The organism is Nocardia macrotermitis (genome assembly GCF_009604405.1).
GTDB classification, from domain to species: Bacteria; Actinomycetota; Actinomycetes; order Mycobacteriales; family Mycobacteriaceae; genus Nocardia; species Nocardia macrotermitis.
In genome coordinates, this window is sequence record NZ_WEGK01000024.1 from 27759 (window position 1) to 50002 (window position 22244).

The window sequence follows — 22244 nt, forward strand, 5'->3', positions numbered from 1 at the left end:
ATCGGTACTCCCTCGGCGAATCAGGCGGCCCGGCGCGCGACAATGCCTCGCACACCGAGGATTACGATCGGTGCGACCGGAATGGTCAACAGCCACAACCAATTTCCCGCCATCGCGCTCATCCCGATCGCGGCCAGCACCACGAGCGCCGACAGCGTGGCGACCGCCGCCAGCGGGCGCGGCGGCGGTTCGGTCGAGGGCCTGGGCGCCTGCCCCGGCAACTCGGCGAGCAACTCGGCCAACTCGGCCCGGCTGGTCGCGGCCGCTGCGCGCATCGTCAGATCCTCGAACTCGGCCGGATGCAACCGCCCGACACTCAGATGATGGGCGAGTTCGTACAGCGCACGCTCACGCTCAGCGGTGCTGAGTCGGGCGTACGGCACATCATCCACACCGAGCAGAATATGTCCGCGACCGGGGCTTTCTCCGGCCGCGAATCACCACTGCTGGGAAGCTTCGGTGCTGATGGCCTAGAGCGTCGCCTCGAACGCCTCCGCGACAACGCCCCGCACCGAATCCATGGTCCCCACACCGGATTCCCGCCGCACCGAGGTCATATCCACCTCCGGCAGCCCACACGCCACCGCCCACTGCCAGGGTTCCAGATCCCCATCCACATTGACCGCGAACCCATGACTGGTGACCCCACGACTCTGTCGCATCCCGATCGACACGATCTTCCGCCCCGTCGCCTTGGTCCACACCCCCGTCAACAGCTCCGCGCCCGGCGGCGTATCCCGCCGCTCGGCCACAACCCCCACCCGCCCCAACGCCTCGATCAACCGGAACTCCACCTCCCGGATGTAATCCACCACCCCTTCCCCCTGCCCCAACTTCACGATCAGATACCCCACGAGCTGCCCCGGCCCGTGATACGTCAGCTGCCCCCCGCGCGTGGTCTCCACCACCGGAATCCGATGCCCCGGATCCGGCAGATGCTCATCGGGCGTCCGCCGCCCCACCGTGTAGACCTGCGGATGACTCAACAACCACAACGTATCCGCCCGCTCGTCCCGCTGCCGCTGCTCGACCAACTCCACCATCCGAGCCATCGCCTTCTCGTACTCGACGAGATCATCCTGAACGAGCGTCAACGGCCGGGATTTCATACGGCCGAGTTTAATCCCCGCCGCCCACACCTCCGGCCGACGCTCTCAAGGCAATGCATCATGATGTTATGATGTAAAGATGCGAACCACGATCGATCTTCCCGAAGATCTGCACCGACAGGCGACTGCGATCGCCCGCGACACTCATCGTTCTCTGAGTGAGACGGTCAGTGTCCTCATCAGGCGTGGCCTGCGTCAGCAGGGTGGTGGTGACTCTGTTCGCAGCCCGAAGACAGGGTTGCGAACAGTTACGCTCGGCAGGGTGATCACCTCGGAGGATGTTCGGTCGCTGGAGGACGAGTGACTGTTCTTCTGGACGCCAACGTCCTGATCGCGCTGGTTGTCACCAATCATGTGCATCATGATGCGGCTGAGATGTGGTTCGGCGAATTGGACGACAACTTCGCCACGTGCCCGATCACGCAGGGGAGTCTGTTGCGGATATTGCTCCGGGAGGGGCGAGAGACGCGTACTGCGCTGGAAGTCCTGGCCGATGTCACAGACCACGAACGGCATGAGTTCTGGCCTGACACCATCGCGTTCGATGGGGTGAGAATGGACCTGGTGATCGGGCATCGTCAGGTCACAGACGCTTATCTTGCGCAGCTCGCCCGGATGCGACAGGGAAAGATCGCCACGTTCGATCAAGGTTTGGCCGCAGTGCATCCCGACGTTGCAGATCTGTTGCGGTAGGCCCTCTCGTCCACGGCGGGGTGGGCGGTCGAGGCGGTAGGCGTTCCTCTGTGGGGCAAGGGGGTCGGGGGAACCGCGAGTGTCGAGGTTCTGATCGGCGGGTGCGGGAGGGGTCGTGCACGGGGCGGTGGAGGGTTCCTCTGTGGGGCGAGGAGTTCGGGGGTGGCCCCGGGTGTCGAGGTTCTCGTCGGCGGGTGCGAGCGGGAGCGGGAGATCGTGTACGAGGTGGTGGAGGGTTCCTCTGTGGGGCAAAGAGTTCGGGGGAGCCACGGGTGTCGTGGTTCTCATCGATGGGTTCGGGCGGGTGCGGAGGGTGTGCACGGGGCGGTGGAGGGGCTCGGGAGGCGCGTTGAACTTCGGGGTTGGTTCGGGTGCGGATTTTGATTGTCCGGCTCGTGTGGCATCCGACTCGGGTGCGGGACGATCACATTGCTGATCTATTGGGGCGGGGCCAGTCGATGATCGTAATCGTATGTTGTGGAACGACTTTCGATCACAGAGATTCGCATCCATATAAGAGGCTCATGCAAAACTCGGCGATCCGACACCCTGACCTGCAATGATGCCTCGCGCGACGGGACTTTTGCATAAGCCTCCAAATATCCAATTAGATTGTCGCCGAAAGGCTTTCGTCGTAGGGCTCGCAACCTATCAGTCGCTTGTTTGGACCATCTCGGTGAAAAGTGTTGTGTGCAGCGGTGATTGGGTCGGTTGTCCAGGGTGAAGATTTTGATTTCACATTGGGTCGACGGGTGTTTCGGGGCGCGTTTCGAGGTAGAATTCGAACATGGATTCGATAGGGGTGGAGATCGGGAGGCCGAGTGCGGAGGCGCTGCTGAGCGATGTCGGGGAGCTGGTCGAGTGCTCGTTGACGCCGTTGGCCGATGGCGAGTTGGTGGATTTGTTGCGTGGGGTGGAGCGCGCGGTGCGGATGTTGGCCGCGGTGCAGCATCGGGCGTTGATCGAGGTGGATTCCCGATCGATCCCGGCAGATTCGGACGCGAAGACGATCAAACGGTTCCTGATGGAAACCCTGCGCCTGTCGCACGCGGAAGCCGGCGCGCGAGTGCGTGCGGCCGCGAAGGTGGGCGTCTTCTCCAACATGGCCGGTGACGAACGGGAGCCCGAGTTACCGTGCACCGCAGCAGCTTTGCGGCAGGGAGATGTCTCGGTCGAACATGTGCGGGGCGTCGCCGGGGTGATGACCCGAATCCCCCGTGGAGCCGACGCGGATGATCGCGCGGCCGCGGAGCAGATTCTGGCCGAGTTCGCGCGATCGGGTTCGCCCGATGATGTGTCCAAGGTCGGGGACCGCATCCTCGCGCATCTGGATCCGGACGGCACGATCACCGACGAGACCGATCGTGCCCGGATGCGCGGGGTACGCGTGGGTCGGCAACGCCCGGATGGAATGTCCCCGATCAGCGGAGACATCGATCCGGTCCTGCGGGCGCTGCTGGATCCGGTCCTGGCCAAGTACGCCCGCCCTGGTGTCGGCAACCCCGATGATGCGGCGAGTCCGGGCGCGGAGGTCGATCATGTGGATCCGGACCTGATCGCCGAGGCCGCCGGACGCGACACACGCACCCCGGCCCAACGAACCCACGATGCGTTGACCCTGCTGCTCGGGTCGCTGGTCGACACCGGCGCACTCGGTTCGCATCGCGGGATGCCGGTCACGACCGTGTTGACGATGCGCCTCGAGGATGTCGAACGCGAGTCCGGGGTCGCGACCACCGCGACCGGCGGCACGGTGCCGATCACCGAGGCGTTGCGATTGGCCGAGCGGTCGCGCCCGTACCTGGCGGTGTTCGATCATGCCGGTCTGCCGTTGCACCTGGGTCGAATGCGGCGCTTGGCCTCACCTGCACAACGATTGTCGCTGGTCGCGGCATTGGGTGGGTGTTCGCGTCCGGGATGCGATGCCCCCGCATCCCTGTGCGCGGTGCATCATGTGCGGGACTACAGCAAGAACGGACCGACCGATATCGAGAACCTGGTATTGGCGTGCGATCACTGCCACGGCTTGATCAACGACACCCATACCGGATGGAAAACCGTTGTCCTGGACGAGAATTCACAATTCCCAGGCAGAACCGCATGGATCGCGCCACCACATATCGACCCGACCGCAACCCCACGAGTGAACCACCGCCATCGCGCAGGAGATCTACTGGCCCAGGTCGTAGCACAGATCCACACGCGCCGCGAACGCGACCGCGCCGCACACCAACGCTGGCTGCGCGAACGAAGACCCGGCGATATCGCAGCCTGACCCGGAGAGAGCCTGCTCCTCCGGGGCACAGGCACGCGCAGAAGCCGACACGCCGCCCGCGCATCAGGCTGCGGTGAACTCCGAGGCGCGAATTCCGGAGTCTCATGCCGTGGCGGTCGTCTCCAGTCTCAAAGCGATGGCATTTCTTCAGTTCGGTCCGTGTGCCAGGCCTGTTGAAGGTCGGCCAGGGTCAGGCCGGCGAGAGGGGTGATCCCAGCCGGTGACAGCGTGTCGGCGAGCCCGGGGCTCCAACTGAGTCCGACGGCTGCCGCCGATGACTCCGTCCTTGATCAGGACGGCGCGGCTTGCGGAACATGTTCCAGATTTGCCGCGCTGTCCGATCATGGTGGCGGCCGGAACATTCCATAGTGCCGAGTTGAGTGAACGCCCCAGAACTAGAGCGGTACCTCGTCCTGCGTGAAATGTACGGCGAGCCGCTCGCACAGCGTGGCCAACGTAGGTTCATCGACATGCGGCCCGTCGCTCCAGGAGGCGAACCAGCTCACAGTGTCGGGAGTGCCTTCGGGGCGTACGAACACATGCTGATGGAAGTGCGCGACGCTACGCCCCGTGATCGCTGAGAACACGTAATCAGGGGACAGTTCAGTACGTAGCGCGTATGCCGCACGGCGAACCGCCCAGCCAACGGCCACACCCTCGGCATCGCTCAGATCAGCCAAGGTCGGTGCGTGACGGACGGTTTCGACGAACAGGTAGCCGGGCATCGGCACACCCTCGGAGAGTGGACGGTGCGTCACGACAACCAAATCATCGGCGTAGATTACCGGGCCGACCAAACGGCCTATGCCACCATGCTTTTCGCAGATAAGACACTCATTCCCCACCACGCGACTGTATCTACAAACGCACCGTCATGCCGCGTATCGGTCGTTCAGGAACGCGGTATCCGCTTGCGCGATAACCTGTTGCACTTCTGCGCAGCTGTCGCTGGTCCCACGACGCCCGCGCGTCAGGCCGTGGTGAACTCCGAGGCGCGGATTCCGGCGGTGAACGCTTGCCATTCGCGGGCGGTGTAGGCCAGTTCCGTGCCGACGGCGTCGCGCAGGATGACGGTGCCGGTGTGGTCGTTGTGTTCGGTGCTCGGGACGCCGAATGTGTTGGACGCCTTGGAGTTGTCGAGTGCAGCGTCGAGAAATTCCGCCCAGTGTGCGGCGGGGACGGCGATGATCGGTTGATCCGCTGCGGGCCCGGTGTACTTGCTGTCGCGGACCAGGACCATGTCGTCGGCGAAACACACTTCGACGCAGGACGCCGCCTCTTTGGAGAAACTCGACTTGTACCAGCCGTTCTTGCGCGGATCCGTGTTCGTGACGCTCATGTCTGCGATGCTAGTCGAGTCTCGGTGGCCTCGATGAGGGCGAAAGATTGCTCTCGGCTCGGTGCGGCTGCGAGCACATTGTCGAAGACATATCCGAGGTTCCGGACCTGGGTGGGGTCATCCACCACCTGCCCGAACAGCGCGTTGTCGTACCACGCGACCGTGGGCAGGCGAGAGCTGGCGAAGTCGATCAGGAAGACCGTCCCACCCAGAGCTACGCATTCGGGTGATCCGAGCGGTGCCACACGGACGTCGATGGTTGCCGGATGCTCCTCGATCAGGGAACGAATATGGCGTAGCTGCGCGATTTGAGTACGTGCACCCCAAGGATGCTGCAGGAGAAGGGCTTCGGTGAGAATCGCGGTGAAGTGCAGTGGATCGGACCCGGTGAGTCTTTCCTGGCGCATGAGGCGTGCTTCGGTGTACTGGTCGGCTTCGACCGTTGAACGCACCCCGTACGGCGAGGTCATCAGGCCTCGGATGTAGTCCGGGGTCTGGAGCATCGCGGGTATGAGTGCGGATTCGTGTCCACGGATGCTGTGTGCCCCCTGCTCGAGGCCGAACAGGCGCATCAGCTCATCGCCGAACAGTGCCGAGAAGCGGGACCAGCGCCCAGCTTCCTTTGCGGCCGTGCGCAACTCGAACATATCGGGGTACTCGTCGGCCGGGAACTCGAGCTGATCGAGGACCTGACGCAACTTGTCCTCGGTCGGCACGCTGCGGCCGGTCATCATGTGCGACCAGTACGCCGGCGTGAACCCGACCTCCTTGCAGAGCGCGGGGACTTTGACGCCCATCAATTCGAGTCGCTGTCGCAGGCGTATGGCCAGCTCCCACCTGGCAACTGTGGGCGAGTTGGAACTCACGATCAACCCCTCCTTCACGCGATGGCGCTTTACGACGCTATCAGGTTCCCGCTAACCAATCCCATTTATCGCAACCAGTATTCAATCCTGGTATACGATACCAACTTGTCAGTGGCGGCCGTCACAGGCGAGGAACTGCTCGGACCGGGGGCTACCCGGCGGGGATCGAGGAGCGATGGCAGTGCAGGTGGTAGACAGTCGGCGGATCGTCAGTGATCGAAGCGATCATCATGCGAGATCGGTGGGGTGTGGCGGGTGGGTGGTGTCGTTTCTGCCGGGGCGCACGCTCACGTTCGAGCAGGCTGTGGCTGCGATGCGGGTTGCCGAGGCGGTCGGGGAGATGGTGCCGCTGTCGTGCTTGCTCGGGTTGACGGCGGTCGAGGCGGTTGGGCATGTGGTGTGGCCGGTGCGGTTCGAGGATGGTGGTCGGTGCACTGTCGATCAAACGGGTCGTCCTGCCTGGGATCTGCTGTGTGAGAACGGTTTTCGGGGGTGAGCGCGGGTGGCTGAGAAGTTGCCGTCGAAGGACATGTTGCTCGAAGCGTGTGCGGGGAGTGTGGTGGTTCCGCATCCGGTTCTCCGGGCGGCGCAGAAGTTGGGCGCTCTGCATCGTGCCCGGGTGGGTGCGGAAGGGGCTGTGCGGGATGAGATCGACAGTGCGCGAGCATGTTCGGTGCGGGAGATCGATTGCTGGGTGGCCGCTCGGATGCCGATCGCGCACGGGGCGGCGAGCCTGCATACCGAGACCGTCGGGATGGTGGTCGATCGCATCGCGCAGTTGTCGGTGGATGCCCATGCCGCACTCCGGCGAGACGCGGGTGAGTACGAGTTGCGGTATTCGTGGCGTCGACTGGCCGAATTATCGGTTGCCTATGGGGATTTGGCGTTCGACGTGGCGGCATGCCGACGCCGGTTGCCTGATCTGCTTCCCCCGCTCCGGTGATCCCGGTATTACTCCTTCGCTGGCGGCGGCGACCTGTGTCGGCGCGGGGGTCCGTCCCGGCGAATTTGTCGGTGGGGCTGAGTACGGTCGCGGGTAGTGGAAGATTCCTACGTGGGGCAAGGAGTTCGAGGGTGACGACGAGTGCCGAGGTTCTCATCGATGGGTTCGAGCGGGTGCGGGAGGTCGTGCACGAGGCGGTGGACGGGCTCGCGGAGGCGGCGTTGAACTTCCGGGTCGATCCGGGGGCGAATTCGATCGCCTGGCTCGTCTGGCATCTGACTCGGGTGCAGGACGATCACATTGCCGATGTGGCGGGGGTGGAGCAGGTGTGGACGGCGGACGGGTGGTTCGAGCGGTTCGGGTTGCCGATCGATCCGAGTGCTACCGGATACGGGGATTCCGCCGACGACGTGGCGGTGCTACAGGCCCCGGCCGAGTTGCTGACGGGGTATTACGACGCGGTGCACGAGCAGACGCTGCGTTATGTGCGCGGGCTGACCGATGCGGATCTGTCGCGGGTGGTGGATACCCGGTGGGATCCGCCGGTCACGCTCGGGGTGCGGCTGGTCAGCGTGATATCCGATGATCTCCAGCACGCCGGGCAGGCCGCGTATCTGCGCGGGGTTATTGCGCGGACGAATTAGGCAGCGCCTCGCGCGGCAGGCCGAATCCGTTGGCGGAGGACGGGTTCGGCACCTTCTGGCGCAGTTCGGGGCCGTGCAGGTGCAGGGCCGCGTCGTCGCCCTCGTAGTTCTGTTCGGTGGCGGTCTGCTCCGCGATCGTCGGCTCGGCGGCGCGGGCTGGGTCGTCCTCCTCGGAGTCGCGCCCGGTGCCCTGCGGATGTGAGTCCTGCCCGCGATGCCTGCGGGTGTACACCCAGCTGCACAGCACCGCCAGGAAGATGATCGCGACGCCGATCAGGCCCGTGGTCACCTCGTCGATGGTGTGCCCGGTGGACCACAGCAGGATCACCGCCAGCGCGCCGATGGCCCAGTGCGCACCATGCTCGAGGTACACGTAATCGGCCAGAGTGCCCTTGCGCACCAGATACACGGTGATCGAGCGGACGAACATGGCGCCGATCAGACCCAGCCCCAACGCGATGATGATCGGATCCGCGGTGATGGCGAACGCGCCGATCACACCGTCGAAGGAGAACGACGCGTCCAGCACCTCCAGATAGAGGAAGCCGAAGAAGGCCGCCCGCCCGGTGGCGACCACCGCTCGCGACGGCCCGGCGTGTTCGGTGTCGAACTGCGCGCCCAGCCCGTCGACCAGCAGATAGGTGACGATGCCCAGCACACCCGCGACCATCACCACGGTCGCCTGACCGTCGGGCACGACCATGCCCGCGACCAGCACCAGCGCGATCAGGGAGACCACCACGGGGAACATCGCGAACCGGCCCAGCTGGGCCAGCGGCCGCTCGAGCCAGGTCAGCCAGGTGATCTCGCGCTTCTGGCAGACGAAGTTGAGGAACAGCATCAGCAGGAACATCCCGCCGAACGTCGCGATCTTGGGATTGGCCTGGTTCAACAGGGTTTCGTAGCTCGGCGTCCCGTCGGGGAAGTAGTGCGCGCCGCCCGCCGGCGGATGCAGCGCCAGATTCAGCGCCTGGATCGGGTCCAGGTGCGCCCCGATCCCGACCACCACGAGCGGGAACAGCAGCCGCATCCCGACCACGGCGATCAAAATGCCGACGGTCAGGAACATTCGCTGCCAGAACACGCTCATCCGTTGCAGCACACCGGCATTCACGACGGCGTTGTCGAAGGACAGCGATACCTCGAGTACCCCCAGCACCGCCGCGGCCACGAGAGCCTGTGGGCCACCGTAGATCAGCGCGACAACCAGCGCTGCGATAGCGACGATGAACGAGGGAGCGAACACTCGCAAAAACATGACGACGCGCCTTTCGTCAGCCCTGGCCTGAGCCCGCGGCGTGCTCATTCGATGGATGACGCGCGCCGCTGCGGCGATCGTTACCCTGCACACGATTGTGACAGGACTTGCGCGGGTACGACAATCGGTCCGGCCACAGAATTCGATCTTCCCAGCTGCAAGGGGTGCGAAAGCCCTGCCCAGCGGGGGTGTCGCCGATCGTCCGGATTGTCCGGATCCACTGGGTGGGAGAGGCATCTCACCCGCCGCGCACCCGTCGCGGGGCCCTCAGGTGGGGGTCAGCAGCGCCGCCAGATGCCGCGGCGACGGCGATCCGTGCGCCAGCATCGCGTCGTGCCAATCCCGCAGCGTGGTACCCGCCGGACGGGCCGCCGCGATCGCGGAAACCTCGCTGTAGCCGACGAAGTAGGTCGACAGCTGCGCCGCGCTGAGCTGCGCGCGCCGCCACTTGCCCGCTGCCTCGCCCTCCTCCTGGAATCCGCGCCGCCGCATCAGATCCATCGCCTCGGCCTCGGACATGTCCGCGCAGTGCACGCCGTGATCCAGGATCGCGTTGATGGTCATCCGCAGATGGGACTTGAGCCGTTGCAGCCGCACCGGCAGACCGCCGAATCCGTGCTCGGACATCAACTCCTCGGCGTAGACGGCCCAGCCCTCGATGAAAGTGCCACTGGCACACAGCCCGCGCGTCGCGGTGGAGCCGCGGAACCGGCGCGCGTGGGCCAGTTGCAGGAAGTGCCCCGGCATCGCCTCGTGCACAGTGAGATTGCGCAACATGTGGTCGTTGTATTCGCGATAGAACGATGCCACCCGCTCGGCCGGCCAATTGCTCGGCGTCGGCGAGATGGCGAAAAACGTTGGTGCGCCGTCGGTTTCGAGAGCGCCGGGTGAATCGCAGTACGCCACGGCCACGCCGCGGGCGAATTCCGGCATCTCCTGCACCACCAGTGGATCGCCGATCAAGGTCACCAGATCCTGTGCGGCGGTGAAGGTTTCGGCGTCCCGCAGCGCGGTCTCGGCGGTGCCCAGCACGGTCTCGTCGGTGGGGTGTTCGGCGGCCAGCCGTGCCAGCGCGGTGCGCACGGTCTCGTCGGTGGGAGCCTCGACGCCCAGCAGTTCCCCTGCGGCACTGCGGATCTCATCCTGCACGTGGTCCAGGTGCCGATGCGCCCGCTCGAGCAGTTGCGCGGCGCTCAGCTCGGTGTCCAGGGTGTGCCACAGCGTGGCCTCCCAGAGCCGGCGGCCCAGGCGCGGATCGCGTTCGGAGCGTTCGAGCCGGTCGGTGAGCCAGCCGGTGAATTCGGTGAGTGCGGTGGTCGCGGTATCGGCCGCGGCGGTGATGCGCGCGCCGGGCACCTGGGCGGCCAGCGCCGGGGCCTGGTCGCGGATCAGCGCCGACACCCCGGCGAACTGCGCGATCGCGGTCTCGACGTGGATGCGCGGGCAGTCCCGCAGCACCGCGCGGGCGGTGGCCAGGGCGTCGGGCAGCGTGGTGAGGCGGGCGGCGAGCAGTTCCAGGCGCTGTTCCGGCGGGGCGAACGGCCGCGCCAGCAATCCGTGCAGCAGCGGACCCGGGTTGTGCGCCAAGGGATTCCACTCGTGTTCGCGCAATTCCGTGAGCAGGAAGACGCGCCGGTCCACCTCCTGCTGGAGCAGCGCGTGATCGACGCGGTCCTGCGCGCCGAGATCCTCGGCGTCGACCTCCGCCAGCACGTGCGAGGCCTCCCGCAGCAGCGCGGTGTGCGCCCGCACCGCCTCGGGTGACAGGTCGGGTAGTCGGTCGTCGGCCCGGTGGTCGCCGACGTAGAGCGCGGTCATCGGATCGGCCCGGAGTATCGCGTCGATGATCCGCCCGGCCCGTGCTACGAAGCTCTCGGTCATGTGGCTACGTTACCGGTGATTCAGTACCAGTGATGGACCTGCCAGAACGCCCACGCGCCGTCCGGACTGCCGTAACGCTCGCACATGTAGGCGTAGGCCCAGCGAATCTGGGTCGCCGGGTTGAACATCCAGTCCGCGCCCGCCGCGGCCATCTTCTGCGCCGGTAGCGCCTGCCCGAGACCGTAGGCCCCCGAACTCGGGTTGATGGCGAAGACGTTCCAGGAACTCTCGTTGCTGATGACGTTGTTGAACGACGGAAACTGGTTGGGCGGCACCAGGATCCGGGCCAGTGCGCGTGGCGCGAGCGCCGCGGAGCCGAGCGCGGATCCGGATGCCGAACCCGACAGCAGTCCGACCGGAGCAGCGGGGTTGTCGCAGATCGTGTGGCAGTCCGCACGAGCGGGCGGCGCCTCCCAGCATCCCGCGAGACCGACCGAAGCGGTTGCGGCGCAGAGCAGTTCGGCGAGGATCGTGGCGAGTCGAGACGTTCGCGGTATCGACATTTCGGAGCCCTCCACATCGACCGGCTGTGCTGGCACGTGCGGTTGCGAAAGGAGCAGGCTCAGCAAAGCACGAGTTCAGAGCGGTTTAGAGGAAGGCCGACGCGCTGTATCCACACCGTTACAAGATCGTTCACGAAGCGGTGGTGTGTCTGTGCCGGATCATCCGGGAAGTCGTGGCGTGGCAGGTGACGGAGATCGAGCTGTGTGGTGAAGATCGAGCCGGTGCGGGAGAGGTAGGTGGTGCGGGAGAAGTCGGGCCGGTCGGCTCAGGACAGGTAGCGCGCCAGGTGCGGCATCGCCTCGCGGGGATGGTCCGCGGTGATGCCCTGGCCGATCTCGGTGTAGTGCCAGCCGTCGTGGGCGCGCAGCAGAATGCCCATGATCATGCCGGTGTGCGGGCCGCGCAGCACCGTCTGCCAGGTGAACTGGGTGCCGGACTCGCGGTCGTACAGGCGGCAGAAACCGTTGCGGATCTTGTCGAATGTCTGTCCGGTGTAACAGGTTACGATCAGGGCGATGCCGTTGATCCGGGACGGCAGCCGGTCCAGGTCGATGGAGATGATCTCGTCGTCGCCTTTACCGTCGCCGGTGAGGTTGTCGCCGTGCAGGCGGACCGCGCCGTCGCTGGAGTTGAGCCGCTCGTGAAAGACCGCCTCCGCCATCTGGTCTCCGCTGAACAGCAGCGCCGCGGCATTCAGGTCGATATCGGCGGGACGGGAGCCGAACAGCCGCCATTTCGCCGCGTCCCAGCCCAGCCCCATCGCGATGTTGTCCAGCGGTGCGCCGTTCTCGGCGCGCAATGGGATCGGCACGACCCGCCCCTTCTGCGGGAACCTCCCGCGTTCGAACCAATGATGGTGTCCCACTGTAAGGGTCGTGCGCCGCAGCGGCCACAGCGGTGAGGTTGGCCACGGTTACCGGCCCGGAAATATATCTCTGGAGATGTAATTGCCGTCATGGGTGACAAGGGTGGCGGAGTGCGATCCGGCCGGTGACAGCGTTCCGGGGATGGATCCGCCGACGCGCCGTTGCAATGAAAGTTACTGCGGCACCGGGGATCAGCGCCCGGCGGCGCGGCGGGGAAGAACGATCACCCGCTGGTCACCCCGGGTGACGGCGACACCCGCTGGAGATCTCGCACGGCGGAATTCCCAGCTGCGAGAGCAGGTTATCTTCCGCCGCTCGCCGCCCGGCGTTGGTTTCGTGTTTCCGCTCCGGCAATTCGGGTAGTGCAAATCGCCACATAAATCTATTGTGATGTAATTCGCGGGTGAACCGGCGGCTCGGCAGGGCGGTCGGTGCGCTCGAAGCAGAGAGCGTATGAGCGTAGGAGTGATGTACGCCGGATGACAGCGATCGAACCCCTGGAGCAGGCCGCCGACCGCCTCGTCGGCCGCCGCACGGAGATCGAAGCGATCGGCGTGCTGATCGACCGGGTCGCCTCCGGGCGCGGCGGCGCGTTCCTGCTGATCGAGGGCGAACCCGGGATCGGGAAGACCGCGCTGCTGCATCGCGCGGTCGGCATGGCGGCCGGGGCCGGGATGCGGATCCTGCTCGGCGCGGCGACCGAAGCCGAACGGTCGACGCCGGGCGCGGCGGTCAATTCCTGTGTGGCGCAAGGTGATCCCGGTGGCGGGGTGCCCGGACACCAGCCGGGTTCCACCGCCGCCTTCTCGGATCTGCTGGGCCGGTGGTGTGCGGACGGACCGGTGGCGGTGCTGATGGACGACATCCACTGGGCCGACGCCGCGAGCCTGTCGGTGCTGCGCTGGCTGAGCGTCGCGGTGGACACCATGCCGCTGCTGGTCGTGGTGACCATGCGGCCCTATCCGCTGGGACCGGGCCTGCCCCGGCTGCTCTCGGAGTTCGACGCGGTCGGTGCGCGGCGAATGTCGTTGGGCCCGTTGGCCGATGCCGAGGTCGCCCGGTTGGTCGAACGGTCGCTCGGCGCGCCCCCCGAACCGCAGCTGCACGAGCTGATCGCCGGTGCCGCCGGAAATCCGTTGTACCTCAACGATCTACTGGACGGACCCGCTCCCGCCGCGCCGGAGGCCGGACTCCCGGACGCGCTGTCGGCCCGGATCGCGCGGCGGCTGGAGTTCCTGCCCGAATCGGCCCGGCACATCCTGGAGGCGGCCGCCGCGCTGGCCCCGCGCGTCGATCCGGTGAAACTGGCCGGGATCCTGGGTGTTTCGCTGATCGATGTGTGGCACGAGATCCGCACCGCCGTCGAGGCGCGGGTGCTGGTGTACGACGGTGACGAACTGGTCTTCCGGCACGATCTGATCCGACGCGTGCTGGCCGATCAGGTGTCCCCCTCGATCCGGGCCACCCTGCGCCGCCACGTCGAGGTGGCCGGGCGGCATCTGATGCGGATCGCCGAACCCGCCGCGGATCCCGGCGCGCCCACCCGGAATCCGTCGACGGCCGCACTGGATCGGGTGGCCGAACTCATCGAGGGCACGGTCGCCGCCGCGACCGCGGAGTCGCTGGTGGCGAGCCTGCCCACGCCGAGCGATCCGACCACCGTGCTGCTGTTCCGCGGCCTCGCCGACGGCGATGTGGACCTGGTCGCCGCGGCCGTATCGGAATTCGAGCGTTCCGAACGTCCCCGGTTCGCCGCGCTGGCGGGGGAGAACCTCGCGGAGATGCTGGTGCGCAACGGCCGCACCGCCGAGGCGCGCGCCGCACTCGACGCGGCGGCGACGCGGTACGAGACCCTGGGCGCGGGACCGGAGACCGCCCGGGTGCGGGCGCGACTGCGCGAACTGGGAGTGCGACGCGGCGTGCGGGGCACGCGCCGACGACCCGAAACCGGCTGGGAGGCCCTGACCGCGACCGAGCGAAAGGTCGCCGTGCAGGTCGCACAGGGCTGCTCCAATGCCGAAATCGCCGAGAAGATGTTCCTGTCCCGGCGCACCGTGCAAACCCACGTGTCGAACATCCTGGGCAAACTCGGCCTGCGGTCGCGCGTGCAGGTCGCGGTCGCCTACGCGCAACGTGGGTGAGGTGCGGGCTGCGTGGGTGGGGTGTGTGCTGCGTGGGTGGGGTGTGTGCGGCGCGGGTGAGGTGCGGGCGTGGGTGGGGTGTGTGCGGCGCGGGTGAGGTGCGGGCGTGGGTGGGGTGTGTGCGCCGTGGGTGAGGTGCGGGCGTGGGTGGGGTGTGTGCGCCGTGGGTGAGGTGCGGGCGTGGGTGAGATGTGTGCGGCGCGGGTGAGGTGCGGGCGTGGGTGAGATGTGTGCGGCGCGGGTGAGGTGCGGGCGTGGGTGAGGTGTGCGCGGCGCGAGTGGGGTGTGCGCGACGTGGGCGAGGTGTGTGCAGCGTGGGTGAGGTGGGGCGCTACCGGTTGACCCGCCGGGCGAAGGTTTGATCCAAGAGGTCGGCCAGGGCGCGGGTTACCGCGAGACGTGCTGTCTCGCTGGTGGATTCGAATCCGGTGCGGGCGGCGGTGAGGCGTCCGGCCGAGCCGCGGCGTTGTCCGGCCAGGCGGTGGAACAGTTCGCCGACGTGTTGTGCGGCGATTCGGTCGTAGTCCGCGCGTAATCGTTCGATCAGGGCTAGTGCCTCGGCGGAACTGAGTCCGGCGTCGACGAGACGGCCGGCGGGGTCGGTGTGGTACGGCGTGGGTGGCGGCTCGGGGTAGTACGGATCGGTCTGTTGCGTAGGTGCCTGGGTGAGCGCGTGCGTCTGCGTCTCGTCCGGCGGGGCTGTCGCGTCCTGATCCGTGTGTTGATCCGTGTGTTGTGGCCGAGTGAGCGCGACCGTGGCTCGCCAGGTGACATCCGCAGAATGCCCCGGTACGCGGGGGGACTGCTGCCCCGGGACGCCCGGGGATTGCGGCCCTGGAACGCCCGGGGATTGCGGCCCTGGAACGCCCGGGGGCTGGTGCCCTGGAACGTTCGGGGGCTGTTGCACGACGACGCTCGGGGCTTGCTGTCCTGGAACGTTCGCGGCTTGCTGCGCGGGGACGCCCAGCACCTCGGCGAGCCCCTCACCGCGATCCCACGCCTCGAGCAGTTCCCGGATGCCGTTGAGTTTCATGCCGCGGCTGAGTAGCCGGCTGATGGTCTGCAATCGGTGCAGATGTTCGGTTCCGTAGTAGCCGATGCGACCGCGCAGCGCGGGGGACGGCAGCAGACCACGTTCGTGATACACCCGCACACTGCGCACGGTGATCTCCGCGGCCCGCGCGAGCTCATCGATCGTGTATTCCGCCTGCACAGCCAGACCCCCTGGAAGGCCAACTCATCCTGAATATATGTACCGCGATCCAACGGTGCCATGGTCAACGGTATGTCTCTGGAGACCGTAGGTCAATGTACCGTTATTTGACGGCACAATCTATTGCTCTTCGCGCCGTCGTGCGTTAGCGTTCGAGTGCGGCGTTGTTACGCCGCTTCCGGGGACCGTTGATCGGCCCCGATGACGTCCCTCCCATGGACACGCCTGCCTCGGGCGTGCCCTCGGCATCCCTCGGAGACGGCTGTGACCACTTTCCAGAACCCTGTGACCACGTTCCAGAACCCCGCGCCCATCGCGGGATCGCGGCGACCCTCCTGCGCCGACGGCCCCAACGACTGGGACCTCGACGTCGGCACCCCCGATTCCTGGCGGGCCGCGGTGCGGATCTGCCAGGAGTGCCCGCTGCTCAACGACTGCGCGGAATCTGTTCGCACACTGACGGATCGGGGCATGGGCCCGCGCTCGATGATCTGGGCGGGCGTGGCCTACGACGCCACCGGCCGCGTGCTCGAGAACCTCGACCGCCACCGGATCACCCCCCTGGATCACAAACCCCCGCTGCGCATCATCCGGCACAGCGAACGTCCGCGCGGCACCGAGAACGCCCCCGCCGCGCCCCGGCGGCATCTCATCCTGGGGCGGGGTCTGCGACCCACCGGCACTGCGGGCTGACCCGCCGCGGCCGATCCGCTGTTCCGCTTACGGCGGACCCACTACATTGGCACCGCGAGCCTGCCCGGATCCACCGGATCATCGCTCGCGACAGCCGAATCCGTCCGTTCACATCGAGGTGACAGCACAGTGTCGACACCGAGCACCATCATCCGGAGTCTGGTCCCGGCACGCATGGACCGGTTGCCGTGGGCCAGATTCCACTGGCTGATCGTGGTGGGCCTCGGGGTGTCGTGGATCCTGGACGGGCTGGAGATCCAGATCGTCTCCAGCATGGGTTCGCTGCTCCAGAACCAGCACACGCTGCACCTGACCGCGGGTCAGGTCGGCGCGATGGGTTCGTGGTATCTGGCCGGGCAGGTGGTGGGCGCGCTGTTCTTCGGCCGGATCACCGACAAACTCGGCCGCAAGAAGCTGTTCATCCTGACCCTCGCGATCTATCTGATCGGCAGCGGCCTGGCCGGATTCTCCTGGGATGCCTGGTCGCTGTTCCTGTTCCGGTTCATCGCGGGCACCGGCATCGGCGGCGAGTACACCGCGATCAACTCCGCGATCGACGAGATCATGCCGTCGCGGTATCGCGGCCGGGTGGATATCGCGATCAACGGAACCTATTGGGGCGGTGCGGCTCTGGGCGCGGCGGCCAGTCTGCTGCTGTACAACGAGCACTACGTGCCGGTCGAATGGGGTTGGCGCATAGGCTTCTTCATCGGTCCGGTGCTCGGGCTGATCATCATCTTCCTGCGCCGCCAGATCCCGGAGAGCCCGCGCTGGCTGCTGACCCACGGCCGCGCCGCCGAGGCCGAACGCACGGTCACCGAGATCGAGGAACACGTGCGCAGCCGGGGCGTGGAGTTGCCGCCGGTGGACGAGCGCCAGGCGCTCGAGATCGTCGAGCGGGACCGGGTGTCCTATCTCCAGATGGCGCGAATCTTCTTCGGGCGCTACCCATCCCGGTCGTTCCTCGGCTTCACGATGATGGTGACCCAGGCATTCCTCTACAACGCCATCTTCTTCACCGAGGCGCAGGTGCTGACGCACTTCTATCATGTGCCCGACGATCACACCGGCTACTACTTCTTCCCGTTCGCGGTCGGCAATCTGATCGGTCCGCTGGTGCTGGGCCCGCTGTTCGACAGCATCGGGCGGCGCAAGATGATCTGCGGGACGTATGTGCTCTCGGGCGGGCTACTCGCCTTGTCCGCGTGGGCATTTCACGCCGGGATCCTGAACGCCGCGACGCAGACGGCCTTCTGGTGCGTCATCTTCTTCTTCGCCTCCGCGGGCGCCTCCTCGGCCTATCTCACGGTGAGCGAGATCTTCCCGCTGGAGCTGCGCGGGCAGGCGATCTCGTTCTTCTTCGCGATCTCCCAGGGGGCGGGCGGTGTGCTGGCCCCCTACCTGTTCAGTCTGCTGGTGGGCGGCGCGGACAATCCGAGCCTGGATCGGCTGCCGCTGGCGATCGGCTATCTGATCGGGGCCGCGGCGATGATCGGCGGCGGTCTGGTCGCCTGGTTCTTCGGGGTGGACGCGGAGGGGAAGTCGTTGGAGGACATCGCCGATCCGCTGTCCAAGGCGACCGCGGACGACCTCGAGGATCCCGGGCGAACACGGGTCTGAGCTGCGCTTTTACTCCACGGTTTCCCATCGGTGGGATTGATGTGCCGATATCCAGCGGTACATTGAGTGACGATATGATATTCGTCACCTGAAAGGCCGTGTCATGACAGCCGTCCACCCACCCAGGTCGACCGCGTCGTCCGCAGGTCTGCACCACGAGGACACCGGTTACCGAAAGTCGTTGCGGCCCCGGCAGTTGCAGATGATCGCCATCGGCGGCGCCATCGGCACCGGGCTGTTCCTGGGATCGGCGGACCGGCTCGCGCACGCCGGACCCGGACTGTTCCTGGTGTACGCGGTCTGCGGCGTGTTCGTGTTCTTCGTGCTGCGGGCTCTGGGGGAGCTGGTCTCGCACCGGCCGTCCTCGGGCTCGTTCGTGTCCTACGCGCGCGAGTTCTACGGGGAGAAACTGGCTTTCGGCGTCGGCTGGATGTACTTCTTCCACTGGTGCATGACCGGCATCGTCGATATCACCGCCATCGCCACCTACGTGCACTACTGGGGCCCGACCCGGATCCTGCCGCAGTGGGCGATCGCGCTGGTGGCCCTGGTGATCGTGGTCGCGTTCAATCTGATCTCGGTGCGCTGGTTCGGTGAACTGGAGTTCTGGGTCGCGCTGATCAAGGTCGTCGCGCTGGTCGGCTTCCTGATCGTCGGGTCGATCATCCTCGGCGGCCGGTTCACCATCGACGGGCAGCCGACCGGATTCGGGCTGCTGGCCGAGAACGGCGGGCTGTTCCCGGTCGGTGTGCTGCCCCTGGTCACCGTCACCACCGGGGTGGTATTCGCTTATGCCGCAGTCGAACTGGTCGGGACCGCGGCGGGGGAGACCGAACATCCGGAGCGGGTCATGCCCCGGGCGATCAACACCGTGATCGCCCGCATCGCGCTGTTCTACGTCGGTTCCCTGGTGCTGCTGGGCCTGCTGCTGCCCTTCGGCGAATTCGTGGGCGGACAGAGCCCGTTCGTGACGTTCTTCGCCGGGCTGGGCGTGCACGGCGCGGGCACCATCATGAATCTGGTCGTGCTGACCGCGGCCTTCTCCAGCCTGAACGCCGGGTTGTATTCGACCGGCCGCATCCTGCGGTCGATGTCGGTGAACGGCAGCGCGCCGGCGCTGGGTGCGCGGATGTCCGATTCGGGGGTGCCCTACGTCGGCATCCTGGCCACCGGCGCGATCGCGCTGATCGGAGTCGGACTCAACGCCGTGGTCCCGGGCCAGGCGTTCGAGATCGTGCTGAACATGTCGGCGCTGGGCACCATCACCGCCTGGTCGGTGATCGTGGTGTGCCAGCTGCGGCTGTGGTGGTGGAGCCGCAAGGGCCTGGCGCAGCGGCCGGCGTTCCGGCTGCCGGGCGCGCCCTGGAGTGGCGTGCTGACGCTGGCGTTCCTGTTCGGCGTGGTGGTGCTGATGGCGGTCAGCGACGACATCGTGCAGCGCGGCGCGGTGATCGCGGTCGTGGTGGTGATGCTGCCGGTGCTGACGGTCGGCTGGCTGCTGGCGCGCCGCCGGGCCGCCGATGTCGCGGCGAGTTGGCGGGCGGTGAGTGCGCAGTCGCCGCACATGCCCGAACTGCCTGTGGCCGAACCGGATTCGGTGGCGTCGGCGGTGGCCGTGGTGGTCGAACCCGACGGTCGAACATATTCCCAGGGGCGGGAACAACGTGTGCACGACGATATCGGCGGCGGACCAGAATGAGAGCCCGACTCACCAATGGGTACGAAAGGTTCCCATGCCCGAGCACTCCGAGGCTCCCGACCAGCCGCTGCCACACCCGTGGGCGGATCGGCGCATGCGCGGCAGCGAACTTCCGCGTCGCTCGACCACCCATCCGTGGGCCACGCGCGGGCCGGTCCCACCCGAGGGGCGGATCCCGAATCAGGTGCTGTCCCAGCGGTTCTCGGCGCAGCGCGCGCGTCCGGTGGCGCGGCGGCGCGACGAGGACGAGTTCGAACTCGAACTGCTGGCCGAATCCGATTCCGGCGCGGTCGAATCCGAGGTGGACGCCGGGCGCGGCTCGGGCCGGGGCGGTCGATCCCGCCCGAGCGTGCGCAAACTGGGCGGCGGGCTGATGGAGATGCCCAAGGTGACCCCGCTCGATCCGCGCGCCGCAGTACTCACCGATCCCGAAGTGCACGAGGTCAAACGATTCTGCTGGAAATGCGATGCGCCCGTGGGCCGTCGCGGCGCCGACGGGCCCGGCGCGATCAGCGGCACCTGCGCGGCCTGCGGCTCGCCGTTCAACTTCCGGCCCACCCTGGTGCCGGGCGAACTGGTCGCCGGGCAGTACGAGGTGCAGGGCTGCCTGGCGCACGGCGGTCTGGGCTGGGTGTATCTGGCCGTGGACCGCAATGTCAGCGATCGCTGGGTGGTACTCAAGGGATTGCAGAATCCGCTCGATTTCGAGGCGCACGTGGTGGCGCTGGCCGAACGGCAGTTCCTGTCCGAGATGGCGTATCCGGGCATCGTCAAGATCCACAACTTCGTCAAGCACGCCTCGGCGGGCCGCGATATCGCCGCCGGGTACATCGTGATGGAGTACGTGGGCGGGCGTTCGCTCAAGAAGATGCTCGATGTGATTGCGCCGCAGCGACTTCCGGTGGCCGAGGCGATCGCGTATCTGATGGAGGTGCTGCCCGCGCTGGACTACCTGCACTCGTTCGGGCTGGCCTACAACGATCTCAAACCCGACAACATCATGATCAGCGAGGACGAGGTCAAACTCATCGACCTCGGCGCGGTCGCCGCCCTGGATTCCTACGGAAGTATCTACGGCACACCGGGATACCAGGCGCCGGAGATCACCGAGACCGGGCCCACGGTGGCCTCGGACCTGTATTCGGTCGGCCGCACGCTGGCCGCGCTGATGCTGGTGCTGCCGCTCGAACCGGACGGCAATCCGGCCCTGGTCATCCCGTCGCCGGAGCGGGAACCGCTGCTGCGGCGGTATCCGGGACTACACCGATTGCTCTGCCGGGCAACCGATCCCGATCCGCAGCGACGTTTCCCGTCGGCGTATGCGATGTACTGCCAGCTGGTCGGCGTGCTGCGGATGGTGCTGGCCGTGGACAGTGGCCGCGAACATCCCCAGGCTTCGGTCGAATTCGCGTCCATACTGGGCGATTTCGGCATCGACACGCTGATCGGCCAGACCGATCGGGTGATCGACGGCACGCAGCGCATGCCGACCGTCGAGGTGGCCGATGTGGTTGCCGCGCTGCCGGTTCCGCTGATCGACACCGAGGATCCCAGCGCCGAGTTGCTGCTGCCGCTGTTGCGCGGTGATCCGCATCAGGTCCTGGACGCGTTGCGGCGCACCAGTTCCCGCATCGCGGCCGGGGTCGTGGCCGAACCGGAGACCTTCGAACTCGAGGGGGCGCTGGCCGCGGCGCAGGCGCACCTCGAACTCGGCGATGTGCCTTCGGCCCGAGCACTGCTGGACGAACTCACCCCCCGCCACGCCGGTGACTGGCGCATCGAATGGCATCGGGGGGTGGCCGCGCTGCTGGACGGCGATTTCGAGCTGGGCTACCGGCATTTCGACACCGTGCACTCGATGGTGCCGGGTGAGATCGCCCCGCCGCTGGCACTGGCCGCCGCCGCCGAGCTGATGTTGCAGCAGCTCGACGAACCCGGTGATCCGGACCGGCTGCACGACGCCGCGATGGAGCACTACCGCACGGTCTGGCGTACCAACCACGGCGTGGTCAGTGCGGCGTTCGGGCTGGCCAGGCGGCTGGCCGCGGACGGTGAGCTACTCGCGGCGGTCGCGGTGCTGGACGAGGTGCCCGCGGCCTCGCGCCATCACGCGGTCGCGCAGATGACCGGTTCGCTGCTGCTGGTTTCGCGGCCGACCGCCGAGATCACCGAGCGCGATCTGGAGACCGCGGCCGCCCGCCTGAGCGCGCTGCCGGACGATCCGCGCACCCTGCAATTGAAGGTGATCGTGGTGGGTGCGGCGGTGGAGTGGCTGCGCGCCGGGGCCCAGCCCGCGGGGCTGAGCGATATGCTCGGCTTCCCGGTCACGCCGAACGGCCTGCGGCAGGGGCTGGAGTCGAGTCTGCGGGCGCTGGCCCAGATCGCGCCCGACCGCTGGCACCGGTATCGGCTCATCGACCTGGCCAACCAGGTGCGTCCGCGCAGCTGGTGGTGACTGTCGTTCGACAGTGATACCCACCCGCGACGATACCAACGGGTA

General features: G+C 66.9%; 20 protein-coding genes and 1 pseudogene. 11 read left to right on the forward strand and 10 right to left on the reverse strand.

All coding sequences use genetic code 11. The annotated features are described in order from the left end of the window. Window positions 1-20 precede the first annotated feature (20 nt). A complete protein-coding gene (locus NRB20_RS34450) occupies window positions 21-392 on the reverse strand; it encodes a DUF1707 SHOCT-like domain-containing protein (RefSeq protein ID WP_194290110.1) in 372 nt (123 codons plus the stop codon). A 78-nt stretch (window positions 393-470) separates the two neighbouring features. Continuing rightward, window positions 471-1109: a lipoyl(octanoyl) transferase LipB gene (gene lipB / locus NRB20_RS34455; RefSeq protein ID WP_153415608.1), complete on the reverse strand. Its 639-nt coding sequence runs from the start codon at window positions 1107-1109 to the stop codon at window positions 471-473. Window positions 1110-1188: 79 nt separating this feature from the next. Here lipB and NRB20_RS34460 point away from each other — a divergent pair, with 79 nt between their 5' ends. From NRB20_RS34460 to NRB20_RS34470, 3 genes are all read left to right on the forward strand, one after another. Then, complete coding sequence (locus NRB20_RS34460) at window positions 1189-1413, forward strand: antitoxin (RefSeq protein ID WP_153415609.1); 225 nt, start codon at window positions 1189-1191, stop codon at window positions 1411-1413. After that, a complete protein-coding gene (locus NRB20_RS34465) occupies window positions 1410-1802 on the forward strand; it encodes a TA system VapC family ribonuclease toxin (protein ID WP_319945777.1) in 393 nt (130 codons plus the stop codon). Before NRB20_RS34460 ends, NRB20_RS34465 begins: the two co-directional genes overlap by 4 nt. 787 nt (window positions 1803-2589) lie before the next feature. Further along, complete coding sequence (locus NRB20_RS34470) at window positions 2590-4077, forward strand: HNH endonuclease signature motif containing protein (protein WP_153415610.1); 1488 nt, start codon at window positions 2590-2592, stop codon at window positions 4075-4077. Between the two features lie 395 nt (window positions 4078-4472). On the opposite strand, the gene NRB20_RS34475 is transcribed toward NRB20_RS34470, so the two are convergent. The 3 genes from NRB20_RS34475 to NRB20_RS34485 form a co-directional block, all read right to left on the reverse strand. Next, the gene (locus tag NRB20_RS34475) at window positions 4473-4802 is read right to left on the reverse strand and encodes an HIT family protein (RefSeq protein ID WP_227834159.1); all 330 of its coding nucleotides are present in this window, start codon (window positions 4800-4802) and stop codon (window positions 4473-4475) included. Between the two features lie 245 nt (window positions 4803-5047). Then, the gene (locus tag NRB20_RS34480) at window positions 5048-5416 is read right to left on the reverse strand and encodes a DUF397 domain-containing protein (protein WP_153415611.1); all 369 of its coding nucleotides are present in this window, start codon (window positions 5414-5416) and stop codon (window positions 5048-5050) included. Then, window positions 5413-6282, reverse strand: coding sequence for a helix-turn-helix domain-containing protein (locus NRB20_RS34485; RefSeq protein ID WP_153415612.1), 870 nt, complete (start codon window positions 6280-6282; stop codon window positions 5413-5415). The genes NRB20_RS34480 and NRB20_RS34485 overlap by 4 nt, the downstream gene beginning before the upstream one ends. Window positions 6283-6457: 175 nt before the next feature. Here NRB20_RS34485 and NRB20_RS34490 point away from each other — a divergent pair, with 175 nt between their 5' ends. The 3 genes from NRB20_RS34490 (at window position 6458) to NRB20_RS34500 (ending at window position 7869) form a co-directional block, all read left to right on the forward strand. Further along, window positions 6458-6778 carry a hypothetical protein gene (locus tag NRB20_RS34490; RefSeq protein ID WP_194290111.1) on the forward strand — a complete coding sequence of 107 codons (321 nt, stop codon included), beginning with the start codon at window positions 6458-6460 and terminating at the stop codon, window positions 6776-6778. Window positions 6779-6784: 6 nt separating this feature from the next. Further along, a complete protein-coding gene (locus tag NRB20_RS34495) occupies window positions 6785-7225 on the forward strand; it encodes a DUF4254 domain-containing protein (protein WP_319945778.1) in 441 nt (146 codons plus the stop codon). A gap of 131 nt (window positions 7226-7356) precedes the next feature. Further along, window positions 7357-7869, forward strand: coding sequence for a mycothiol transferase (locus NRB20_RS34500; RefSeq protein ID WP_319945779.1), 513 nt, complete (start codon window positions 7357-7359; stop codon window positions 7867-7869). 199 nt (window positions 7870-8068) lie between these two features. Here NRB20_RS34500 and NRB20_RS34505 read toward each other — a convergent pair. The 4 genes and pseudogenes from NRB20_RS34505 to NRB20_RS34520 form a co-directional block, all read right to left on the reverse strand. Continuing rightward, window positions 8069-9127: pseudogene (locus tag NRB20_RS34505) on the reverse strand (DUF475 domain-containing protein); the annotation flags it as partial. A gap of 267 nt (window positions 9128-9394) precedes the next feature. Then, entirely contained in the window at window positions 9395-11008 is a 1614-nt protein-coding gene (locus NRB20_RS34510) for a DUF885 domain-containing protein (protein ID WP_153415614.1), read from the reverse strand. 20 nt (window positions 11009-11028) lie between these two features. Further along, entirely contained in the window at window positions 11029-11511 is a 483-nt protein-coding gene (locus NRB20_RS34515; RefSeq protein ID WP_153415615.1) for an aggregation-promoting factor C-terminal-like domain-containing protein, read from the reverse strand. A 266-nt stretch (window positions 11512-11777) separates the two neighbouring features. Then, on the reverse strand, window positions 11778-12323 hold the full coding sequence (locus tag NRB20_RS34520; RefSeq protein ID WP_319945780.1) for a TerD family protein: 546 nt from the start codon (window positions 12321-12323) through the stop codon (window positions 11778-11780). 534 nt (window positions 12324-12857) lie between these two features. Here NRB20_RS34520 and NRB20_RS34525 point away from each other — a divergent pair. Beyond that, window positions 12858-14519 carry a helix-turn-helix transcriptional regulator gene (locus NRB20_RS34525; protein WP_153415616.1) on the forward strand — a complete coding sequence of 554 codons (1662 nt, stop codon included), beginning with the start codon at window positions 12858-12860 and terminating at the stop codon, window positions 14517-14519. A gap of 331 nt (window positions 14520-14850) precedes the next feature. Here the strand turns inward: NRB20_RS34525 and NRB20_RS38700 are convergent, their stop codons facing one another. Continuing rightward, on the reverse strand, window positions 14851-15732 hold the full coding sequence (locus NRB20_RS38700; protein WP_319945781.1) for a MerR family transcriptional regulator: 882 nt from the start codon (window positions 15730-15732) through the stop codon (window positions 14851-14853). 264 nt (window positions 15733-15996) lie between these two features. Here NRB20_RS38700 and NRB20_RS34535 point away from each other — a divergent pair, with 264 nt between their 5' ends. The 4 genes from NRB20_RS34535 to NRB20_RS34550 all read left to right on the forward strand — a co-directional run bounded on the left by NRB20_RS34535 (window position 15997) and on the right by NRB20_RS34550 (window position 22199). Next, complete coding sequence (locus NRB20_RS34535; RefSeq protein ID WP_153415617.1) at window positions 15997-16425, forward strand: hypothetical protein; 429 nt, start codon at window positions 15997-15999, stop codon at window positions 16423-16425. A gap of 129 nt (window positions 16426-16554) precedes the next feature. Next, window positions 16555-18045: an MFS transporter gene (locus NRB20_RS34540; RefSeq protein WP_319945782.1), complete on the forward strand. Its 1491-nt coding sequence runs from the start codon at window positions 16555-16557 to the stop codon at window positions 18043-18045. Window positions 18046-18148: 103 nt separating this feature from the next. Next, window positions 18149-19744 (forward strand): amino acid permease, encoded by a 1596-nt coding sequence (locus tag NRB20_RS34545; RefSeq protein ID WP_153415618.1) that lies wholly within the window; start codon window positions 18149-18151, stop codon window positions 19742-19744. A 34-nt stretch (window positions 19745-19778) separates the two neighbouring features. Then, on the forward strand, window positions 19779-22199 hold the full coding sequence (locus NRB20_RS34550) for a serine/threonine-protein kinase (protein WP_153415619.1): 2421 nt from the start codon (window positions 19779-19781) through the stop codon (window positions 22197-22199). Window positions 22200-22244 lie beyond the last annotated feature (45 nt).